Raw genomic sequence first — 20,039 nt, 5'->3', positions numbered from 1 at the left:
GTTCTGTTGTGGGGCGGGCTGCGGCGGCGTGGTGGCTTGTCGCGCAGTTCCCCGCGCCCCTGTTTGACTCAGCTCACATTATGAGGTCCCGGCGTTTCAGTGCCCCCAGGCCCACCGCCACCAGTGCGGCGGCGACCGCCGTCAGGATCAGTACCGGAGTCCAGGTCATCCCTGCACCCGGCAGCTTCGGGAGGTGGCCGAAGGGGGAGAGGTCCATCACGGACCCGGGGAGATTCAGGGCCGGGCCGATCCAGCCCAGGAGCAGCGTCGCACCCGCCACGCCCCATGCGCCCGGAGCCAGCCGCGGTGACGCGCCGTGGAGCAGGACCGCGGCGGCGCCGATGGTCCAGATCGCCGGGAGCTGGACCAGACAGGCACCCAGGACGGGGGCGAGATCACCGCCGTACCCGGCCGCCAGGCCCAGGCCGCCGAGCAGCATGATCAGTGCGGCGCCGCCGAAGGCGACGACCAGATGGCCGGAGGCCCAGCGCAGCCGTCCCACCGCGTTCGCCAGCACCGGCTCGGCCCGCTGTGAGGTCTCCTCAAAGTGCAGCCGCAGCACGGACTGCACGACGTACAGCGCGGCGACCATGCCGAGCATGCCGGCCATCGTGGCGAGGAAGGCGTCCGTGATCCCGGACTGCCCGCCCATCCGCTCGATGATCTCGCGGGTCCGCTCGTTGTCCCCGACCAGATCCGCCGCCCCCTGGGTGATGCCGCCGAAGGCCAGCCCGGCGGCGAGGAAGCCGAGACTCCAGCCGAGTACGGAGCCCCGCTGGAGGCGCCAGGCGAGCGCCCCCGCCGTACCGAGGCGACCGGTGGCCGGGCCCGGCCGGGTGGGCAGGAAACTCATCCCCACATCACGGCGCCCGGCGAGCTCGTACGCCACCGCGCCCTGGATCACGATCGCCGCGACGAACAGGATCAGCACCCACCAGCGCTCGTCCGCGAACGCGCGCTGGTTCTCCAGCCACCCCACCGGCGACGCCCAGGTCAGCAGGGACGAACCGTCGCCGACCGAGGCGTCGCCCGCCGCGCGGAGTACGAACGCCGCGCCCAGCAGCCCGCCCGTCAGGCCCTTCGCCAGCCGTGCGCTCTCCGTCAGCTGCGCGACGATCGCCGCCATCGTCGCGAACACCATCCCGACCCCGGCCGTCCCCAGCCCCAGGGCCAGCGCACCCGCCGCGCCCTGCCCGGCGAGCCCGCCCGCGATCAGCAGCGCGAGTACGGCGTTCGCGGTGAACGCCGCCAGCAGGGCCGCGGTGAGCGGCGCCCGCCGTCCCACCATGCCCGCCGAGAGCATCTCCTGCCGCCCGCTCTCCTCCTCGTCCCGGGTGTGCCGGACGACGATCACCAGGCTCATGATCGCGGCGAACACCCCGGCGAACGCGCCGATGCGCCAGGCCACGAGCCCGCCGAGCGAGTCGCTGAACACAGGCCCGTACATGGCGCGCAGCGAGCTGTTGGCGAGGATCTGCCGCGCGACCTCGGCGCGTTCGGCGGCGGTCCCGTACACGCCCTCCAGCGCGCCCGGCATGGAGAGCACCATCAGCGCGACGACCCCCACCCACACCGGTATCACCACACGGTCCCGACGCAGCGCGAGCCGCAACAGGGCGCCCGTACCGGCGAGTTGACGCGAGCCCCCGGCCCTGGGGGTGTACGCGGAGGCCATGGCGGTCATCGGGCCACCGCCCCTTCCGGCCGCTCTGCGAGCTCGTCCTGGTAGTGCCGCAGGAACAGTTCCTCCAGCGTCGGCGGGGTCGAGGTCAGCGACCGTACGCCGGACTCGGTGAGCGAGCGCAGCACCGCGTCCAGCTTGTCCGTGTCGACCTGGAGCCGGACGCGCCTTCCCCGGACGTCGAGGCCGTGGACGCCCGGCAGCCGGGACAAGCCGTTGGGCGGGCCGGCGAGTTCGGCCGTGACGCTCGTACGGGTCAGATGGCGCAGGTCGGCGAGCGAACCGCTCTCCACGGTCCGGCCCTTGCGGATGATGCTGACGCGGTCGCAGAGTTCCTCGACCTCGCTGAGGAGGTGGCTCGACAGCAGGATGGTCCGGCCCCGGTCGCGCTCCTCCGTGACGCAGCGCTGGAAGACCTCCTCCATCAGCGGGTCGAGGCCCGAGGTCGGCTCGTCCAGGATCAGCAGGTCGACGTCCGAGGCGAAGGCGGCGACGAGGGCGACCTTCTGGCGGTTGCCCTTCGAGTACGTCCGCCCCTTCTTCGTCGGGTCCAGCTCGAACCGCTCGATCAGTTCCGCCCGGCGCCGTGCGTCCAGGCCGCCGCGCAGCCGTCCGTACAGGTCGATGACCTCGCCGCCGGAGAGGTTGCGCCACAGGGTGACGTCGCCGGGGACGTACGCGACCCGGCGGTGCAGTTCCACGGCGTCCGCCCACGGGTCGCGGCCCAGCACCCGCGCGGCGCCGGAGTCGGCGCGCAGCAGGCCGAGCAGGACCCGGATCGTGGTGGACTTCCCGGCGCCGTTGGGGCCGAGGAAGCCGTGGACCTCACCGGTCTCGACGACCAGGTCGAGGCCGTCCAGGGCGTGGGTGCGCCCGAATGACTTGTGCAGTCCGGAGACCTCTAGGGCGAGGTGTGCCTTCGTCATGCCTCTGAACGTACGGTACTTTCACAAACTTGTGAAGTTAAGGAACCGTCAAAATGGTGGCTACACTGTGGGACGGCACCTGAGCAGGCGCGACAGCGGGCCGGACACCAGACCGGGACGCCAGACCGGACGCCAGGCCGGACAGCGGGCCGGATACAAGCCCGGACGGGACGCCAGGCCGGACGGCGGGCCGAACGCCGGGCGAGACAGCAGGGACAGGGGATGTGAACGCAGGCATGACGGAACCGGGTGAGGCGGTACGGGACCCCGAGTCCGTGTCGAAGTTCGTCGAGAGCTTCGCGGCGCAGCTCGTCGAGGCCGGGATGCAGCGGATGCCGGCCCGGGTGTTCGCGGCCCTGCTGTCCTCCGACTCCGGCGCCCTGACCTCCGCCGAACTCGGTGAACAGCTCCAGGTCAGCCCGGCCGCCGTCTCCGGGGCGGTGCGTTACCTCGCGCAGCAGCACATGGTCTCGCGGGAGCGCGAGCCCGGCTCACGGCGTGAGCGGTACCGGGTGCACAGCAACCAGTGGTACGAGGCGGTGACCAACCGTGACGCGGTGCTCAGGCGCTGGGAACACACCCTGCGCGAGGGCGTCGACAGCCTCGGCGCCAGGACCCCCGCGGGCCGCCGCCTCGCCGAGACCCTCGCCTTCTTCGAGTTCCTGGAGGCCGAACTGGCCGCCATGATGGAACGCTGGCGCGTACACCGCGAGGAACTGTTCGGGGAACTCTGAAGCAGGAAGAGGGCTGACCGGGCCCGCGCCAGGGCGCCCGTCAGGTGCCCTCACCCGGGCAACGTGAGCCCCCAGGCCCCCTCCCGCACCGTCCACGTCCGCGTCCGGACCGGCCCGGTCACCACCGAGTCCGCCCGGTACCGGAAGGACGGTCCGGACACGGTCACCCGTCGGCCCACGGCCCGCAGGGGTGTGGCTTCCGCGTCCACCGACGCCGGTCGTATCTCCACCGCCGCGCCGCCTCGGGCTCGGTCCGTGTCTCCGGACGGGGCCACCGACACCGCCTCCACCGGCTGGTCGAGGTCGACGAGGGTCACCCCGTCGACCTCCACGCGCAGCCGGGACGGCCCGGGGCCCGTGACCGGCGGGACCCGTGGTGGTCTCGCGGCCAGGGTTCGTACGAGGGACTGGCAGGTCCGCAGCCAGGAGTGGTGGGCCCCGGGGCCGTCGCCGCCCGGGCTCCCCGACGCGGCGGAACCCCCGGACCCGGTCACCCTGGCCATGACCGGCACCGACGGTATCCCCACCGCGCCCAGCACCACCCCGTCGCTGTCGTCGACCAGCAGGTCGAGCCGCCGCTCGGCCCCGTCCAGTACCGCCCGGGCCGCCGCCACGGCACCCGTCGGCACCCCCAGCGACCGCGCCAGCGACATCCCGCCGGGGCCGCCCACCGGCACCAGCGACAGCGCGCACGCGGCCAGCTCACGCTGCCGGTGGAGCAGGGAGACGGCCCGCAGCAGGGCGCGGTCGTCGCCGACCACCACCGGCCGCCGCGATCCCCGCCGGGAAAGTGCCCGGGCGAATTCCTCCGGCCCCTCGGGGAGGCAGACCTTCGTACTCGACGCACCCGCGCTGAGCACGTCTTTCGCGATCCGGACCGACTCACCGTCCGTACGACGGGCGAGGGGGTCGATGACCACCAGGAGCGGGTCGGAAGTCGCCACCTCGGTCCTGCCTCGCTTCCTCGGGTAGCATCTTTGTGCAAGAGCCCCTTGCGCCAATACGCCAGGGGCTTCGTCTATTCCGGGGCATCCGGGTCCAACGGAGCGCGGCCAACGTCGGCCGCCTGGGTACGCGGGGCACACAGGGTGTCTCGTACGCCCCTGACCTTGGACATGCCCCGCCCGGAAGGGGTGTACGCGCGTGCCCGCACTTGTGCTGCTCGGTGCTCAGTGGGGTGACGAAGGCAAGGGAAAGGCCACCGACCTGCTCGGCGGCTCGGTGGACTACGTGGTGCGCTACCAGGGCGGCAACAACGCCGGCCATACGGTGGTCGTGGGTGACCAGAAGTACGCACTCCACCTTCTCCCTTCCGGAATCCTGTCCCCCGGCTGTACGCCGGTCATCGGTAACGGCGTCGTCGTCGACCCGTCGGTCCTGCTCTCCGAGCTGAGCGGTCTGAACGAGCGCGGCGTCGACACGTCCAAGCTTCTGATCAGCGGCAACGCCCACATCATCACGCCTTACAACGTCACCGTCGACAAGGTGACGGAACGCTTCCTCGGAAAGCGCAAGATCGGCACCACCGGGCGCGGTATCGGCCCGACCTACGCGGACAAGATCAACCGCGTCGGCATCCGCGTCCAGGACCTGTACGACGAGTCGATCCTGACGCAGAAGGTCGAGGCGGCCCTCGACGTCAAGAACCAGGTCCTCACCAAGCTCTACAACCGCCGCGCGATCGCCGTCGAGCAGGTGGTGGAGGAGCTGCTCGGCTACGCGGACAAGCTCGAGCCGTACGTCGCCGACACGGTCCTGGTCCTCAACAAGGCGCTGGAAGAGGACAAGGTGGTCCTCTTCGAGGGCGGCCAGGGCACCCTCCTCGACATCGACCACGGCACGTACCCCTTCGTCACCTCGTCGAACCCGACCGCGGGTGGCGCGTGCACCGGCGCGGGCGTCGGCCCGACCAAGATCAGCCGCGTGATCGGCATCCTCAAGGCGTACACGACCCGTGTCGGCGCCGGCCCCTTCCCCACCGAGCTCTTCGACGCGGACGGTGAGGCCCTGCGCCGTATCGGCGGCGAGCGGGGTGTCACGACCGGCCGTGACCGCCGCTGCGGCTGGTTCGACGCGGTGATCGCGCGTTACGCGACCCGGGTCAACGGCCTGACGGACTTCTTCCTCACCAAGCTCGACGTCCTCACGGGCTGGGAGCAGATCCCCGTCTGCGTCGCGTACGAGATCGACGGGCAGCGCGTCGAGGAACTCCCGTACTCCCAGTCGGACTTCCACCACGCCAAGCCGGTCTACGAGAACCTGCCCGGCTGGTCGGAGGACATCAGCAAGGCCAAGACCTTCGCCGACCTCCCGAAGAACGCCCAGGACTACGTCAAGGCGCTGGAGGAGATGTCCGGCGCCCCGATCTCCGCGATCGGCGTGGGCCCGGGCCGCGACGAGACGATCCAGATCAACTCGTTCATCTGACACGTCTGACACGTCTGACACGTCTGCACATCTGACACCCACTGTCGGACACATCACGGTCGAGCACGGCGGCCGGCGCCCGGAAAGGCGTCGGCCGCCGTCGCGTCGCAGCACAACCATTCAGCCACCTCAGGGGTCACTTGTCTTGAAACAGTTCCCACATGAGGTGAAGAGGGTCGACGTGCGAAGAAGAGTTCTGGCAATCGCCGCTGCGGCCGTGCTGGCTGCCGGAGGCCTGGCCCTGCCCCTTGCCGCTCCGGCCTCCGCCGTCGGCGCCACCCCCGACGACTTCAACGGCGACGGCTACAAGGACCTGGTGGTCGCCACCCCCAAGGCAACGGTGAACGGACAGGCACAGGCGGGGCAGTTGACCGTGCTGTACGGCTCGGCGTCCGGCGTTTCGACGAGCCGTTCCGCCCAGATCAGCCAGAACACCGCGGGGGTGCCCGGCACGGCGGAGGCGCACGACTGGTTCGGCGTGTCCTACGCCACGGGCGACCTCGACGGCGACGGCTACACCGACCTGGCCGTCGGCGCGTCGTTCGAGCACTCGACCGCCTCCGACCTGGGCATCGTCCAGATCCTCTGGGGCGGTTCCAAAGGACTGGTCAACGGTGCGCTGACCGTGTACGGAGCGTCGGGCGCGGGTTCCTCCTACCTGTACGGATCCGGCCTCGCGGTCGGCGACTTCGACGGCGACGGCCACGACCAGCTCGCCGTGACGGGATTCGCCGGAGTCTCGGTGTTCGACGACGGGTTCACGCGGACCACGGCTCCCGCCCGGACCGAGTTGTCCACCGGCTCCGACGGGGTGTACCGGGGTACCGGAACGATCGTGACCGGCGACTTCGACGACAACGGCGCCGACGATCTGGCCGTCTCCGGGGACAGCGACATCGAGGACGACGATTCCAACGGCGTGTGGCTCGGCTACTACGCGGGCGGCGCCGGCGGCATGACGTTCACCAAGAACCCCGCGACCGTGCCGCTCGACGCCGGCTGGGCACGGGCCGCGGGCGACCTCGACAAGGACGGGTACGACGACCTGGTCACCTCCGGATCGGGGGACTCGGGAGCAGGCACCATCGCCGTGCACTACGGCGGCCCCGGCGGCATCCCGGGCAGCACACGCAGCGGACTGATCGACCAGGACACCACGGGCGTCCCCGGCGTGAGCGAGTCGGGTGACGCTTTCGGCGGCAGCGTTTCGATCGGCGACGTCAACGGCGACGGCTACGCGGATGCGGCGGTGGGCGCGCAGGGCGAGGCTGTCGGCACCCTCGACCGGGCCGGAGCGGTCTGGCTGCTGAAGGGCTCGGCCTCCGGCCTGACCGGCAGCGGGGCCCAGTCCTTCACGCAGAACACCGCGGGTGTGCCCGGCGTCGCCGAGGCCAGTGACCGGCTGGGGTACGCCGTGCGGCTTCAGGACCAGAACGGCGACGGCCGCGCGGACCTCACCGCCGCCGCCTCCGGCGAGGACGTCTTCGACGACGGCGTCCACTACGCCGACGGTTCCGACTGGATCCTGCGCGGCAGCGCCTCGGGGCTCACGACCTCCGGCGCCCTGTCGTTCAGCGAGAAGGCGTTCGGCCTGACCTACCGCAACAAGTCCTTCGGATCGGTGCTCGGAGGCTGACCGGACGGGACCCGGCCGCGGGTGCGGTGCGGTGCGGACCATGCGAAGGCCGCACCGTGCCGCTGCCGGGTCGCCGACGACGTGAAGGGGGACGGCTGTCGGGACCCGGGTCGTCCGGGCATTGGAAGATCACGCGGGACACCCGCCCCCTTGGCCACGCGATGTCCGGCGACGGCTGCGCGGCCGTGCGTTCACGGACGCCGGGCTTTTCGACCGAACAGTGTCGCTGCAGTCCATGGTGTTGCCAACTTCCCCTGAGCCCAACAGAGTTGTCGTGACGGCCGAGCACGCCTCGGTTTCTCACCGCGACAGATGAAGAGACGGAACTCTGGAGGGGCGGAGTGAGAGTCACACTCGCCGTGGATGCCGGCAGCGGTCGCGACGGGACGGAGGCCTCGGACGAGCTGTACGAGTGGCTGCGGCAGGAGCCGGAGTTGCGCGCCCTCGTACGGCGGGAGCCGGCCGCCCCGCCGCTGGACGGAGCCATGGGCGCGCTGGGCGAGCTGGTCTCCCTGCTGCTGGCGCCCGGTGGGCCGACGGCGGCCGTGGGCGCGGCAGTCGTCGTGTGGCTGCAGAACCGCCGGGGCAACCAGACCGTCACCATGAACCTGCCGGACGGAACGCAGGTCACGGTGTCCTCGGAGAAGGTGCGCGGCCTGACCGCCGAGGGCACCAGCGAGCTGGCCGAGCGTGTCGCGGAGGCGATCCGGCAGCAGGGTTCCGCGGAGCAGCAGGATTCGGGAACCACGGAGTCCACGGAACCCACGGAACCCACGGAACCCACGGAACCCACGGAACCCACGGAGCCCACCACGAGGAACGACAGGCGCCCCGGGGCGTCGCCGGAAGCGGGCTGACCGTGCCGGTACGGGGGAGGCCGGCGCTCGCGGGAGCCGGCTGTCACGCGGTGGTGGTCGGCACGGCGACCCACCCGGGGCACACACTGCCCGGGCTGCCGTCCGCCGTACGGTCCGCTCGGGCCGTGGCCGACGCGCTGAGCACGGTGTGCGGAATGGGAGACCGGGTCACGCTGCTCACGGACCCGAAGTCACCGAGCGACGTCCTGGAGGCCCTGGCGGCGGCCATCGAACGGGCCGAGCCCACGGAGGAGCGGTACGAGAGCGGAACCGTTCTCTTCTACTTCGTCGGTCACGGGCTGCGCGGCCCCGGCCGGCAGCTGTATCTGGCGACGGCGACGACCACGTCCCAGACCGACACGGCCCACTCCGTCCCCTACACCGAGATCGAGCGCTACCTGAGCGACGCCGCCGCGGACCCGGTCGTGATCCTCGACTGCTGTTTCGCGGGCAACGCGCAGGAACCGACCCGGCCGCCCGCCACGGACCCGTTCGGCGGCGCGCGGCCCGACGGCAGCTACCTGCTCGCGTCCGCGATGCGCAACGCGCTGTCGTACGCCCCGCGGGACGCGGAGCACACCCTCTTCAGCGGCCACCTGCTGAGCCTGCTGCGGGAGGGCGACGCGGGCGGCCCGAAGTGGCTGACCCTGAGCGGCCTCTACCGGCTGCTCGACCAGCGGCTCCAGGGCACCGAGGCACGCCCGTACGGCGGCGGCACCGCGCGGATGGGGGAGCTGACGCTCACCGTCAACCGCCGGTACACGCCCGTGGCGGCCGACGGCCCGGCGGAGGCCGGCGCCGCGGACCCGGACGCCGTCTGCCCCTACCCCGGCATCCTCCCGTTCCTGCCCGAACAGCACCACCTCTTCTTCGGCCGCGACGAGCTCACCCGCGACCTGCTCCGCCGCGTCGAACAGGCGCGGCCCGGCGAGCCGGTGGTGCTGGTGGGGCCGTCGGGGGTCGGCAAGTCCTCGTTGCTGCGGGCCGGGCTGAGCGTGGCCGCCGGGCGGGCGGGACTCGGGCCCGTCCGGATCGTGCCCGCTCCGGGCGACCGGCCCTTCAGGGCCCTGGCCGAGGCCTGGGCGGCGGCGGTGGACAGGGCGCCCTCCGAGGTCGTACGGGACCTGGAACAGGGACGTTTCAGCCGCCCCACGCCGGCGGACGGACCCGCGGGCTTACGGGGTCACGGGCGTACGGCCCCGCGCGTCCTGGTCGTCGACCAGCTGGAGGAGTACTTCACGCTCTGCGAGGACACGGCCGAGAGGGAGCGTTTCGCCGAGGCCCTCACCGCGGGCGCGGGCAACCCGGACAGCCCGCGGATCGTCCTCGCCCTGCGCGCCGACTACTACGGCGACGCCCTGAGCGACCCCCGTCTGGCGCCTCTGGTGCGCACGGGGCACTTCGCCGTGCCCGCGCTGAGCGACGCGGAGGTCGAGGCGGCCGTCGTGGGCCCGGCGGAGTACGGCGGACTGGAGTGGGAGGAGGGGGTCCCTCAGCTGCTGAGGCGTGAGGTGAACGAGGAGCGGCGCAGCGCGGGCGACGCCTCCGCGCTGCCCTTCCTGGCCTATGCCCTGCGCGAGATCTGGCTGCGACGGCACGGCACGACCCTCACGTACGCCGGGTACCGCGACTCCGGAGGCATCCGGGACGCGGTGGCCCGGGCCGCCGACGCGATCCACGCGGATCTCGACGAGGCCGGGCGGGCGGACCTGCGGCATCTCCTGCTGGCGATGGTCCGGGTGGCCGACGGCGAGGGGCGGCTGCTGCGCCGCCGGGTGCCGCCGGAGGAGTTGGAGGGCAGTGAGGACCTGCTGCGCCGTCTCGCGGACGCCCGCCTGGTCGTCGTGGACGAGGAGGGCGGGGCCCAGCTCGGCCATGACTCGTTGCTGTACGCGTGGGCGCGGCTGAGCGGATGGATCGACGAGGTACGTGACGACCTGCTGAGACTGCGGCGGCTGACCGCGGCGGCGGAGGGCTGGGACGAGGCCGGACGGAAGCCGAGCGGGCTCTACGAGGGGGACGCCCTGGAGGAGGCGAGGAAGCTCACCGCAGGGGATGTGCGGGCAGCCGGCGAGGTCCGTACCGCCCAGGTTCCCGTCCGTCAGGTGGTGAGGGACTTCGTCGCCGCGAGTGACCGGACTCAGCGGCGCAGACGCTTCGTCACCCGGGCGTGGATCGCCGGGCTGTCGGCCTTGGCAGTGGTGGCCGCGTCGCTTTTCGGCTGGGCGTCCTACGAGAACGGGCAGGCGGCGGACCGCGAGCGGGACCTGATCGCCAGGGAACTCGCCAACCAGGCCGACGTCATGCGCGAGCGCGACCCGCAGACCGCGCTGCGGCTCAGCCTCGCCGCGTACCGTACCGCCGAGACCCCGGAGACCCGCTCCAGCCTGTACGCGGCGGCGACGACCGTCGCGCCCATCCACCTCGTCCCGGCCAAGCAGCACCGGAAGCCGGTCCTCAACCTGGCCTACAGCCGGGACGGCAAGGTGCTGGCCGCCAGTCACCGGGGCGGCCGTGTCCAGTTCTGGGACGTGTCCGACCCCGCGGTTCCGGTCGAGGCGGGCCGGATCAAGCCGGGGAGCGGGGCTGCGGCGATCGCTTTCCACCCGAGCTCACGGCTGCTGGCCGCGCAGTCGCCGAAGGAACTGACGCTGTGGGACACCTCGGACCCGAACAAGCCGAAGCGGCTGTCGTCGCTGCCGATCCCCGAGCTGGTGACCTTCACGCTGGCGTTCAGCGCGGACGGCAGGACGGTCGCGGCGGGCAGCGAGAAGGGCCGGCTGCGGCTGTGGGACGTGAGCGACCCCGCCCGCCCCACGCTGCGTACGGAGCGGACGGTGGCCGACGCGGATCTGATCTCCGTGGCGTTCACCCGGGACGGGCGCCACCTGATCACGGGCAACGGCAACGGCAACGGGGAGAAGGGGAGCGGCCAGCCCGCACAGGTGCGGCTGTGGGACGTGAGCGACCCGGAGCGGCCGGTGCTGCGGGACACGGAGCGGACCGACACGGTCATGGCGGTCGCCGCCCATCCCCGGCGTGACCTGGTCGTCGCGACCGGGGCGAGCGGGAAGATCGCCTGGTGGGAGGTCGAGGAGGGGCGGGAACTTCGGCGTGTGAAGGTGGAGGAGTACCGGGACCGGTGGGGCGTCGGCTCCGGCGGCATGCCGTCGCTCGCGTTCAGTGGCGACGGCAGGTTCCTGGCGGGAGCGGACAGGGAGCACGGCGTACGTCGGGCCGAGGCGACCATGAACGCGTCCGAGCTGAAGGACGGCATGCCGGGGTCCGACGGCCTGCCGACGGGCGAGCCGACCCAGTCGGTCGCCTACGGTCCGGACGGGCGGTACCTGGCGTCCGGCGACTTCGGGGGAGAGGTGTGGCTCTGGCCCGAGCGGGCCTGGGCGCCCACGGTGGAGGGCAGCCCGAGCGGCATCCACGAGGCGGGGACCAGCCCGTTCAGCTCCGACGGCACGTTGGTCATCACCCAACAGGGCAACGCGGACTACACGTCCACCACGAGGGTGTGGGACATCAACGGCCTCCGAAAACCGAGGATCCGGTACACCCTGCCGAAGGGATGGGAGGCCAACTACTTCCTGACCAGCCACAAGAAGCCGGTGATCCTGGCGCACTACTGGACCGAGGGGCTCAAGCACACCTTCCAGCTCTGGGAGTTCGGTCCCGCCGGAGGGCCGAAGAAGAGCGCCGGCATCACGCTCACCGCCGATTCCCCGCACGCCGTGGTGAGCTCTGACGGCGGTCTCCTCGCGGTGGGTTCACGGGAGGAGACCGGCATCGCGCTGTGGGACATCCGGGATCCTCTGCACCCCGTACGCCGGGGCACTGTCCCGGCGCGGGCGAGCGGCGATTTCCTGTCCACCGGGAGCCTGTGGTTCGCCGGTGCGCACTCGGTGGCGACGATCGAGGACGGACAGCACATCCGGTTCTGGGATGTCTCCGACCCCGACCGACCGCGAAAGGGCGGACTCATCAAGGACGCGGCGAGCTTCCTCCAGAGGGCGATGTACGACGACTCGTCGCGGCTGCTCATCACCGAGGACGTCGGGGACAACATCCGGCTCTGGGACTTCTCCAAGCCCGCGCGACCCGTCGAGGGGGACCGGATCCCGGCAGGCTCGGGCAGCTACCTCACCACCCGCGACGGTGAGTTGGCGACGGCGCTCAACGACGGAACCGTCGAGTTCTGGGACGTCACCGATCCTGACCGTGCCAGGAAGAAGCCCGGCGGCCTGAGGCTCGATCGTGAGGTGGAGACGTTCGACATGACCGCCGACGGCCGTTACGCGGTGACGACGGAGCCCTATCGCATCTGGTCGGTCGGGAAGAACGGGCGGTGGAGGACTCCCGCGCTCCTCACCCTCGAGAACGCGGAAGCCGTACGCGTCCCTCCGTCGGACTCGCCGGACGGCGGCCGCTGGCTGGCCGTCACCGTCAAGGACGAGAACTCCGTGTACACCGGGACGAGGGAACAGACCCACCTGCTCGACCTCGACGCCGACCGGCTCTACAAGAACCTCTGCGCTTCCTACCCTCTGAGCATCCCCGAAGACCAGTGGGACCGGCTGTTCCCGCACCTGGACCACCGCAGGTCCTGCGACTGAACCCGCCGCTCCCGCGCGTCGCCGCCCTTCACTCTCCGGGGTGAACTACGCGAACTCCCGCCTGGTGAAACCCGGTTCCGGCTTGCGCTCGTAGCTCTGCGTGCCCATAGAGTCACGCCAGCAAGACGTCGGCGCGACGCCGACGAGAAACGCCCCCGCGGTGCGCCAACACCCGGGGGCTCGACACCCGGAGCCAAACCTCCAGATGCGTATTCATCGTACGACGCCCAAGCGCGCCTTTTCCGTCTTCTCCAACGCTCTCCTGCGCGACCGGAGCATTTCCTGGTGCGCGGTGGGCGTACTGACGTACCTCCTGAGCCTCCCGAACGGCGCCCGCGTCACCATCCGGACGCTCGCCGAACAGCGCAAGGAGGGGCGGGCGCGCATCGCCGCCGCCCTGCATGAGCTGGAGGAATCCCGGTATCTGCGGCGGGTGGTGCGCAAGAGCCGGGAGACCGGCCAACTCTTCACCGTGTACGAGGTTTTCGACGCTCCGTACGAGGACGAACCCCCTGCGGGTGAAGATGAAAAAGTTCAGAACCTGGCCTCCGGCGAGTCGGACGTCGCACCCTCGGGCCCGCCCCCTTCGGGGGAAAAGACCAGGGAGAAAGAACCTCCCTCCCCGCCGCCGCAGTGCGAGCCGCAGGCGCCGCGCGAGCCGAAGGCGCCGCCCGCGCCGCCCGCGCCGAGCGGGCCGAGCGGGTCGACCGAGCCGCCTCCACCGGCCGAGCGCACCGCGCTCGCCGCGCAGCTGCTCGGCTCCCTCGGCCGCACGGACCCCCGGCTGACGCTCGGCGCCGCCGAGGCGCTGCGGCTCGCGCCGCTGGTCGAGGAGTGGTGGGAGCTGGGGGCGACCAGCGCCCAGGTGCGCGCGGCGCTGACGGGCGGACTGCCCAGACCGCTGTACTCGGCGCGCGCCCTCGTCGAGGACCGCCTGCGCCGCAAGCGACCGGCCGCTCCGGCAACCGCGCCCGTCACGACCGTTGAGGTCGAGTGCCGGAAGCCGGGTGCCTCCGCCTACCGGGAGGCCGCACAGCGCGGCGGCGCCCTGGCACGCGCGTTGCTGAGGGGGCGGGCGGTGCCCGCGTAGACGGGTCCGTGCAAAGACTCCCCGCCGGCATCCGCTCGGCCGGGTCCTTCGAGAGAAACGGAGTGTCGATGACCGTCACACTCGTGCGCCCTGAGGTGGTATACCGCCGGTATACTGTCCTCATGGCTGACACCACGATCAAGGTCGAACCCGCTGTCCGAGACCGCCTCCAGGAGCTGGCCCGGGAGCGCGGGATGAGCATGCGGGATCTCGTGGCGGAGCTGGCCGGAGCCACGCCCACCAAGGAAGAACTGCGCAAGCGGTACGAGGAGACGAAGGCGTACGTGGAGGAGCACTTCCTCGGGCGGCCGTACACCGAGGAGGACGAGAAGGCCGGCGAGAAGCTGTGGGCCGATCTGGAGGCCGGGCGCATTGGAGAGGTCCAGTGACGGACAGCAAGGAGCGGTATCCGCTGCCGCGTGCCGTCATCTTCGATGACACGGCCGCGCTGGCGCTGGGTGCGGGGAACAGCATGGCCTCCCGCCTCGTCGTCGAGGCCGAGAAGAACCCCGCCCTGCGGGTCTACATCCCGGCGCTCAGCCTGGCCGCCGCCGAGCGCGAGCGGGCCGGGGTCGCCGAGCACCTCGGTGCGCTGCCGTCCGTCAACGTCGAAGGGCTCGACTTCGCGGCGGCGGCCGCCGTGGGCAAGCGCCTGCGGACGGCGGCCCATGGGGACGAGGAGCAGCCGGACGGCAAGGACGAGGCCGACTGGAGCGGTGCCCATGTGCTGCACCTGGCCCTGCCCACCGTCGAGTGGCCGCGCGGCCGGCCCGTCCTGACCAGGACACCCACCCGGTACCGCGGCACCGGCATCCGTACGATCCGCATCGTCGAGCACAACTGACGACGACCCAAGGTGAAGGGCGCCCGTCCGCCGGGCGCCCTTCATCAGGCACCCGGCGTCAGCTGAACACGATCATCGAGCCCTGCGCCAGGCTCCTCGTCGCCGCCGCGTGGAGGCCCAGCCACACATGGCGTTCGCGGGCGAAGGGGCTGGGGTCGTACGGGGCGGGGACGGCCGGTTCCTCCAGCTCCGTGGGGGCGAGCGGAGTGTCGGGCGGCGCCGGGGGATTCGCCGGGTCGATGCCGATCGAGGGGGCCACGAACTCCAGCTCCCTCAGGAGGGCCTGGGAGGAGCCGAGCGGGCCGCCCCCGGCCAGCAGTTCGTCGCTGGAGAGCGGGTGCGGGAAGTCCACCGGGACGTACGCCCCCGCGTGGTCGTAGTGCCAGACCAGGTGCGACTGCTGGGCCGTCGTCTCGAACATCTCCAGGAGCTGTTCGTAGTCGCCGCCCAGTTCGTCCACCGGGGTCACCGCGAGCCCGCAGACCTGGAGCAGATACGCCCGCCGCAGGAAGTGCAGCGCGTCGTAGTCGAAGCCCGCGACCGGCGCGACGTCGCCGGTCAGGCCCGGCATGTACTGGTACACCGGCACCGGCGGCAGCCCGGCCTCGCCGAGCACCGTGTTGTAGAGCGCGAGCTCATCGGCGAAGGGGTTGTCGGGGGTGTGGCACAACACGTCGACGAGCGGGACCAGCCACAGGTCACAGGCCAAGAGAGCTCCTCGTAGGACGGTGAGCAACGACGGTACGGCGGGTGGTACGGCGCACGGTGGTCACAGTGGTCAGGGAAGCGTAGTGGGTGGGGGCGGGCCCGGCCCCTCTCGTACCGGCCTCTTCGTACCGGCCTTCTCGTACCGGCCTCTTCGTACCGGCCTTCTCGTACCGGCCTTCTCGTACCGGCCTTCTCGTACCGGTCCTCTGCGTACCGGTCCTCTGCGTACCGGTCCTCTTCGTGTCGGCTCTTTCGTCCCGGTCCCGATGTCGGCCCCCTGGTCTCAGCTTCCGTCGTGCAGGTCCCATACCCACACTCCCCCGACCCACTTCCCCTGACGGCCCACCAGCTTCTCCACGGCCTCGCGCAGCTGCTGGTCGTACCCCTGCGGGGCCAGCACCAGGACGCCCGCCTTCCAGTACGTGAAGTCCCTGCGCGCCTGGGCCCGCCAGTTGTCGCCGATCTGCGGTACGACGCCCGAGTACCGCACCTCGCGCAGCAGGTTCGAGGTGTGGCGGGGCGCGGCGCCGTAGATGCCGACGCGCTCTTCGCCGAACGGGCCGTTGAAGTACCCGCCGGGCATACGGAACTCCAGGTGGGCCGCGGTCTGCCAGTGCAGAGCCTCCGCGTTGCCCGGGTCGGGCAGCGGCACCGGTACGAGGGTCTCGCCCGCGTCGACGTCGACGTACGACTTCCAGGTGCCGTCCGCGATGAACGCGGGGACCTCGGACCGCTCCACCGACTTCAGCGGGGCGGGGGCGATCGGGACCAGCGCCGCCGCGACGGCCGTCAGGCCCAGGAACCGGGTGAGGGTGTGGGGTGACCTGGTCAGGCCCTCGATCGCGAGTGCCAGGAGCATGCCCAGCGCGGGGGCGCAGACCATCGCCACACGGCCCTCGATGACCGACTCGAAGAGGGGCTTGTCCGACAGCAGTGCCCAGGGGCCCGGTATCACCGTGTCCGTCAGCGGGATACGGATCCTCGGGCCCAGGGACAGCAGCGCCGCGCCCACCACCGTGAACGCCAGCGCCTTCACCAGGGCCCGCTCCCAGAGCCGTATGACGATCGCGAAGGCCAGCGAGGCCAGGGGCCAGCCGTAGAAGGCGTTCTGCTCGGTGGGGTTCAACGACAGCGCGTTCGCCGTCTCCTCGTCGCCCGCGACCAGCGAGCGCTCCGCGAAGGAGAGCAGGGCGAGGGGACTGTTGCCCGCGTTGTCCCCGTGCAGGACGCTCGTGTAGCTCTGCGGGCCGAAGAACTGCCAGGACAGGGGGAAGGCGACCAGGGGCAGGCACACCAGGAGCGCCACACCGGTGCCCTTGAGCAGGGGGCGCCAGGACTCCTTCGCCACGTCCGGGCGGGCCATCGCGTACGCCACCGCGAACAGCAGCATGCCCATCGCCGCGAGCAGCAGCGGCTCCTCGCCGAGGAAGATCTGGTACGTCGCCATCAGGCCGAGCACGATGCCGTCCCGGCGGACGCGGGTGCCCTCGCACAGCCGCAGGGCCCTGTCGATGATCAGCGGCATCATGAACAGGACGATGAAGTTCGGGTGCGCGTTGGCGTGGCTGACCATCGGCGGGGCGAAGGTCGCGAGGGCCGCGCCGGTGAAGGCCGCGCCCCGGTGCCGTACGACGCGGCGGACGATCAGCCAGTACCAGGCCGTCGCCGTCGCGGTCAGGCCCAGGGTCATCGCCAGGCCCAGGGAGACCGCCGGTCCCAGGGTGAGCGTGACGGGGGTGAAGGGGACGGAGACGCCCAGCATGACCGTGTTGGCCATGAGGTTCACACCGTCGGGGAAGCCCTGGAGGGTGGTGAAGAGGGGGTTGCGGAGGTGGACGACGTTGTCGGCCGTCACCGCGAAGAACCACTCCCACTGGTTCTGGTCCTGGAGGGAGTCCGGCAGATAGCGGTGGTTCGGGTCGATCCAGCGGCCGGCGTACAGGAGCACCGACATCAGGAGGAAGGCGAGGGCCGCGAGAAGGTCGGCGCGGCGGACCGAGCGGGCCTTGAGGGCGGTGAGTTCGGCCAGGACCCGGGCGTAGTCCCAGGGGCGGATCTTCGAACCCGACTGGTGGGCCCAGCGGACCGGGACCTCGGCGACCGGCCAGCCGGAGCGGCGGAAGTGCTGGAGTATCTCGACGTCTATGCCGAAGCCGTTGAGGCGGGACGCGCCGAAGGCCTCGCGGGCCCGGTCGCCGTCGAACAGCTTGAAGCCGCACTGCGTGTCCCGTATCCCGGGCACCGCGAGGCCGCGTATGAGGAAGTTCCCGGCGCGGCCGAGGTACTCGCGCAGCGGGTGCTGGTGCCGCTCTATGGTCGCCCCCGGGGTGGCGCGCGAACCGATCGCCGCCGCGTGCCCGTCGGTGAGCGCCTTGTCGAGGTGCTCCAACTCCTCGATGGGAGCGGCCAGATCGGCGTCCGTGACCAGGACGCGGTGCCCGTACGAGGCGCAGACGCCGAGGCGCAGGGCGTTGCCCTTGCCGCGGTTGCGCGGGCTGGTGACCAGCTGGAGGCGGGGTTCGTCGGCCGCGGCGGCCGTGACCACGTCCCGGGTGCCGTCGGTGGAGCCGTCGTCGACGACGATGACCTCCCAGGAGGTCCCCTCGCCCGCCTCGCGGAGGTGGCGGGTGATCGCGTCCAGGGTGGGGCCGAGCCGGCGTTCCTCGTTGTAGGCGGGGATGACGACCGAGAGGTCCACCTCGTGGGCGCCGGGGGTGTCCTCCTGCCGCACCGCGCCGCTCATTCGGCCGCCAGGCGTTCGACGAGGGCGAGACAGTGGTGGTTGTAGCCGATGACGAGCTCGTGCGCGGCCTTGGCGTCGCCACGCGCGAGGGCCTCGACGAGTTCGGTGTGCCCGGCCCACAGATGGCCGCGCAGATCGGGCAGGCGCCGCAGGTGCTGGACCGCGCACACCCACGCCTGCACGCGCAGCCGGTGCAGGAAGTCGGCCAGGTAGGGGTTGCCGAAGAGCTCGCTCAACTCCCGCCAGAAACGCAGGTCGTAGCCGATCAGGATGGTCAGGTCGCCGGCGGTGGCGGCACGCCGGGCCTCTTCGCCGCGGCGGCGTACGGAGGTCAGGATCGTGGCGGCGCGGGGACCCCGGTCGTGTTCCTTCTCGGCCCGGAAGATGCCGTCCACGACCATGCTGCGGGCCTCGATCATCTCCCGGTAGTCGTCCAGGGAGTACTCGTGGACCTGGAAGCCGCGGTGCTGCACGGCGTCCAGCAGACCCTGGGCCGACAGGTCGACCAGCGCCTCGCGGACGGGGGTCGCGGAGACACCGTACTGGTCGGCGATCTCCTTCACCGTGAACTCCTGCCCCGGCTGGAGCCGGCCGGCCAGCACCTCGTCGCGGAGCGCGTCCGCGATCTGCTGACGCAGGGTGCTGCGGGTCACGGCGCCGTTGCCGTTGCGGCTCGGCCTGGCGCCACCGGTGCCGGGCATGGTCGCGGCCCTCCCCTTTTTCGTGCGCGGGTTCGTGTCGTTGTGGGTTTCGTACGCGTGTAGTCGTTGTGCTTCGTACGCGGGTACGTGTCCGGGCGGGTGCGTGTTCGTGTGGGGTACGTACTTTTCTACGAGCACGCCACCTTACGCGTTCGGGGTTGCGCCGCGGACGATCGGTGTCTGACGCCCCGTCGGCCGTGTCATATGCAAGTTCTTGAAGCCTTGAGCACGTTCCGTGTTGGCCGCGTACTAACAAGTGGTCCCGGCCCGACGGAAGGACTGAGCAGTGCCAACGTCCAGGCGCCTCATCACTGTTCTGCGCGAGACCGATACCCCTGAGGTGGCATTGGCCTGCAGAGTCAACGACTCGACGCATGACGACTGGCTGGACGCCTATACGTCCGTGTCCCTGACCCGGGTGTCACCCCCCTACCGGGAACTCAGAACGCGTCCGTGGCACGCGATCGTGCTCTGCTGCCGGGAGCCGGCCAGAGAGCTGGCCCGCCTGATCGCCCACGTGGGCCATGTGGTTCCGCCCGTGCTCGTCATCAGTCCCGCCGCAGACCCGAAGCAGATCGGGGGCGCCTTCCGGCTCGGGGCCACCAGCTATCTGGTCGCGGGGGACTTCAACCGCAGCGCGCTGTCCGCGGCGGTGGACGGCACCCTGCACGGGCACACGCATCTGTCCCCGAGGGCCGCGTCCCTGTTGCAGCAGGGCGGTGCCGAGCCGCCGTCCGCGGTGGAGGCGGCGGAGGGCGGGGAGGCGCCGCGGCGCGCCCTGTCCCCACGGGAGAGGCAGATCATGGACCTGCTGGCGAACGGGTTCGGCGCGATGGAGATCGGCGGGCGGCTCAGCCTGACGGAGAAGACGGTGCGCAACAACCTCAGCAACATCTACGCCAAGTTGGGGGTGCGCGGCAGTACGGAGGCCGTCCTGTTGTGGCTGGGCATCACACCGCGGCGGGGGACGTCGCTGGGGTGACCTCATGCGAGGGCCCTCCGTGCGGGTACGCGCACGGAGGGCCTCCGAGGGAGTGGGGGGAGCTTGATTCCCTCGGCCACGGGGGAGT

General features: G+C 71.5%; 15 protein-coding genes. 9 read left to right on the top strand and 6 right to left on the bottom strand.

All coding sequences use genetic code 11. The features are described 5' to 3' along the window. Positions 1-73: 73 nt before the first annotated feature. Both FNH04_RS20140 and FNH04_RS20135 read right to left on the bottom strand, forming a co-directional pair. On the bottom strand, positions 74-1,684 hold the full coding sequence (locus FNH04_RS20140; RefSeq protein ID WP_152786194.1) for an ABC transporter permease: 1,611 nt from the start codon (positions 1,682-1,684) through the stop codon (positions 74-76). Next, positions 1,681-2,607, bottom strand: coding sequence for an ABC transporter ATP-binding protein (locus tag FNH04_RS20135; RefSeq protein ID WP_152786192.1), 927 nt, complete (start codon positions 2,605-2,607; stop codon positions 1,681-1,683). The genes FNH04_RS20140 and FNH04_RS20135 overlap by 4 nt, the downstream gene beginning before the upstream one ends. Positions 2,608-2,843: 236 nt before the next feature. On the opposite strand from FNH04_RS20135, the gene FNH04_RS20130 reads away from it, so the two are divergent. Beyond that, positions 2,844-3,341, top strand: a complete 498-nt coding sequence (locus FNH04_RS20130; protein WP_152786190.1) for a GbsR/MarR family transcriptional regulator — start codon at positions 2,844-2,846, stop codon at positions 3,339-3,341. A gap of 50 nt (positions 3,342-3,391) precedes the next feature. Here the strand turns inward: FNH04_RS20130 and FNH04_RS20125 are convergent, their stop codons facing one another. After that, positions 3,392-4,285, bottom strand: a complete 894-nt coding sequence (locus FNH04_RS20125; protein ID WP_322723357.1) for a diacylglycerol kinase catalytic domain-containing protein — start codon at positions 4,283-4,285, stop codon at positions 3,392-3,394. Between the two features lie 199 nt (positions 4,286-4,484). On the opposite strand from FNH04_RS20125, the gene FNH04_RS20120 reads away from it, so the two are divergent. From FNH04_RS20120 to FNH04_RS20095, 7 genes are all read left to right on the top strand, one after another. After that, positions 4,485-5,768: an adenylosuccinate synthase gene (locus FNH04_RS20120; RefSeq protein ID WP_322723356.1), complete on the top strand. Its 1,284-nt coding sequence runs from the start codon at positions 4,485-4,487 to the stop codon at positions 5,766-5,768. Between the two features lie 217 nt (positions 5,769-5,985). Next, positions 5,986-7,404, top strand: a complete 1,419-nt coding sequence (locus FNH04_RS20115; RefSeq protein ID WP_322723355.1) for an FG-GAP and VCBS repeat-containing protein — start codon at positions 5,986-5,988, stop codon at positions 7,402-7,404. Positions 7,405-7,745: 341 nt separating this feature from the next. Beyond that, a complete protein-coding gene (locus FNH04_RS47775; RefSeq protein ID WP_322723353.1) occupies positions 7,746-8,261 on the top strand; it encodes an effector-associated constant component EACC1 in 516 nt (171 codons plus the stop codon). A gap of 50 nt (positions 8,262-8,311) precedes the next feature. Beyond that, complete coding sequence (locus FNH04_RS20110; RefSeq protein ID WP_194236745.1) at positions 8,312-12,883, top strand: caspase, EACC1-associated type; 4,572 nt, start codon at positions 8,312-8,314, stop codon at positions 12,881-12,883. Between the two features lie 205 nt (positions 12,884-13,088). Beyond that, the gene (locus FNH04_RS20105; protein WP_152786184.1) at positions 13,089-13,973 is read left to right on the top strand and encodes a hypothetical protein; all 885 of its coding nucleotides are present in this window, start codon (positions 13,089-13,091) and stop codon (positions 13,971-13,973) included. A gap of 122 nt (positions 13,974-14,095) precedes the next feature. Next, positions 14,096-14,362, top strand: a complete 267-nt coding sequence (locus FNH04_RS20100; protein WP_228031517.1) for a hypothetical protein — start codon at positions 14,096-14,098, stop codon at positions 14,360-14,362. Continuing rightward, entirely contained in the window at positions 14,359-14,817 is a 459-nt protein-coding gene (locus FNH04_RS20095; protein WP_322723352.1) for a PIN domain-containing protein, read from the top strand. The genes FNH04_RS20100 and FNH04_RS20095 overlap by 4 nt, the downstream gene beginning before the upstream one ends. Before the next feature lie 58 nt (positions 14,818-14,875). On the opposite strand, the gene FNH04_RS20090 is transcribed toward FNH04_RS20095, so the two are convergent. From FNH04_RS20090 to FNH04_RS20080, 3 genes are all read right to left on the bottom strand, one after another. Continuing rightward, entirely contained in the window at positions 14,876-15,526 is a 651-nt protein-coding gene (locus FNH04_RS20090; RefSeq protein ID WP_152786180.1) for a hypothetical protein, read from the bottom strand. Positions 15,527-15,808: 282 nt separating this feature from the next. Then, positions 15,809-18,256: a dolichyl-phosphate beta-glucosyltransferase gene (locus FNH04_RS20085; RefSeq protein WP_322723351.1), complete on the bottom strand. Its 2,448-nt coding sequence runs from the start codon at positions 18,254-18,256 to the stop codon at positions 15,809-15,811. Positions 18,257-18,264: 8 nt separating this feature from the next. Further along, positions 18,265-18,969, bottom strand: coding sequence for a GntR family transcriptional regulator (locus tag FNH04_RS20080; RefSeq protein WP_152786176.1), 705 nt, complete (start codon positions 18,967-18,969; stop codon positions 18,265-18,267). Between the two features lie 346 nt (positions 18,970-19,315). Here FNH04_RS20080 and FNH04_RS20075 point away from each other — a divergent pair, with 346 nt between their 5' ends. After that, entirely contained in the window at positions 19,316-19,951 is a 636-nt protein-coding gene (locus FNH04_RS20075; protein ID WP_228031516.1) for a helix-turn-helix transcriptional regulator, read from the top strand. Positions 19,952-20,039: the final 88 nt, after the last annotated feature.

Source organism: Streptomyces phyllanthi, from assembly GCF_009377205.1.
Lineage (GTDB): Bacteria > Actinomycetota > Actinomycetes > Streptomycetales > Streptomycetaceae > Streptomyces > Streptomyces phyllanthi.
The sequence above is the reverse complement of the archived record's forward strand: the minus strand, read 5'-3'. Positions and strand labels throughout refer to the sequence as shown.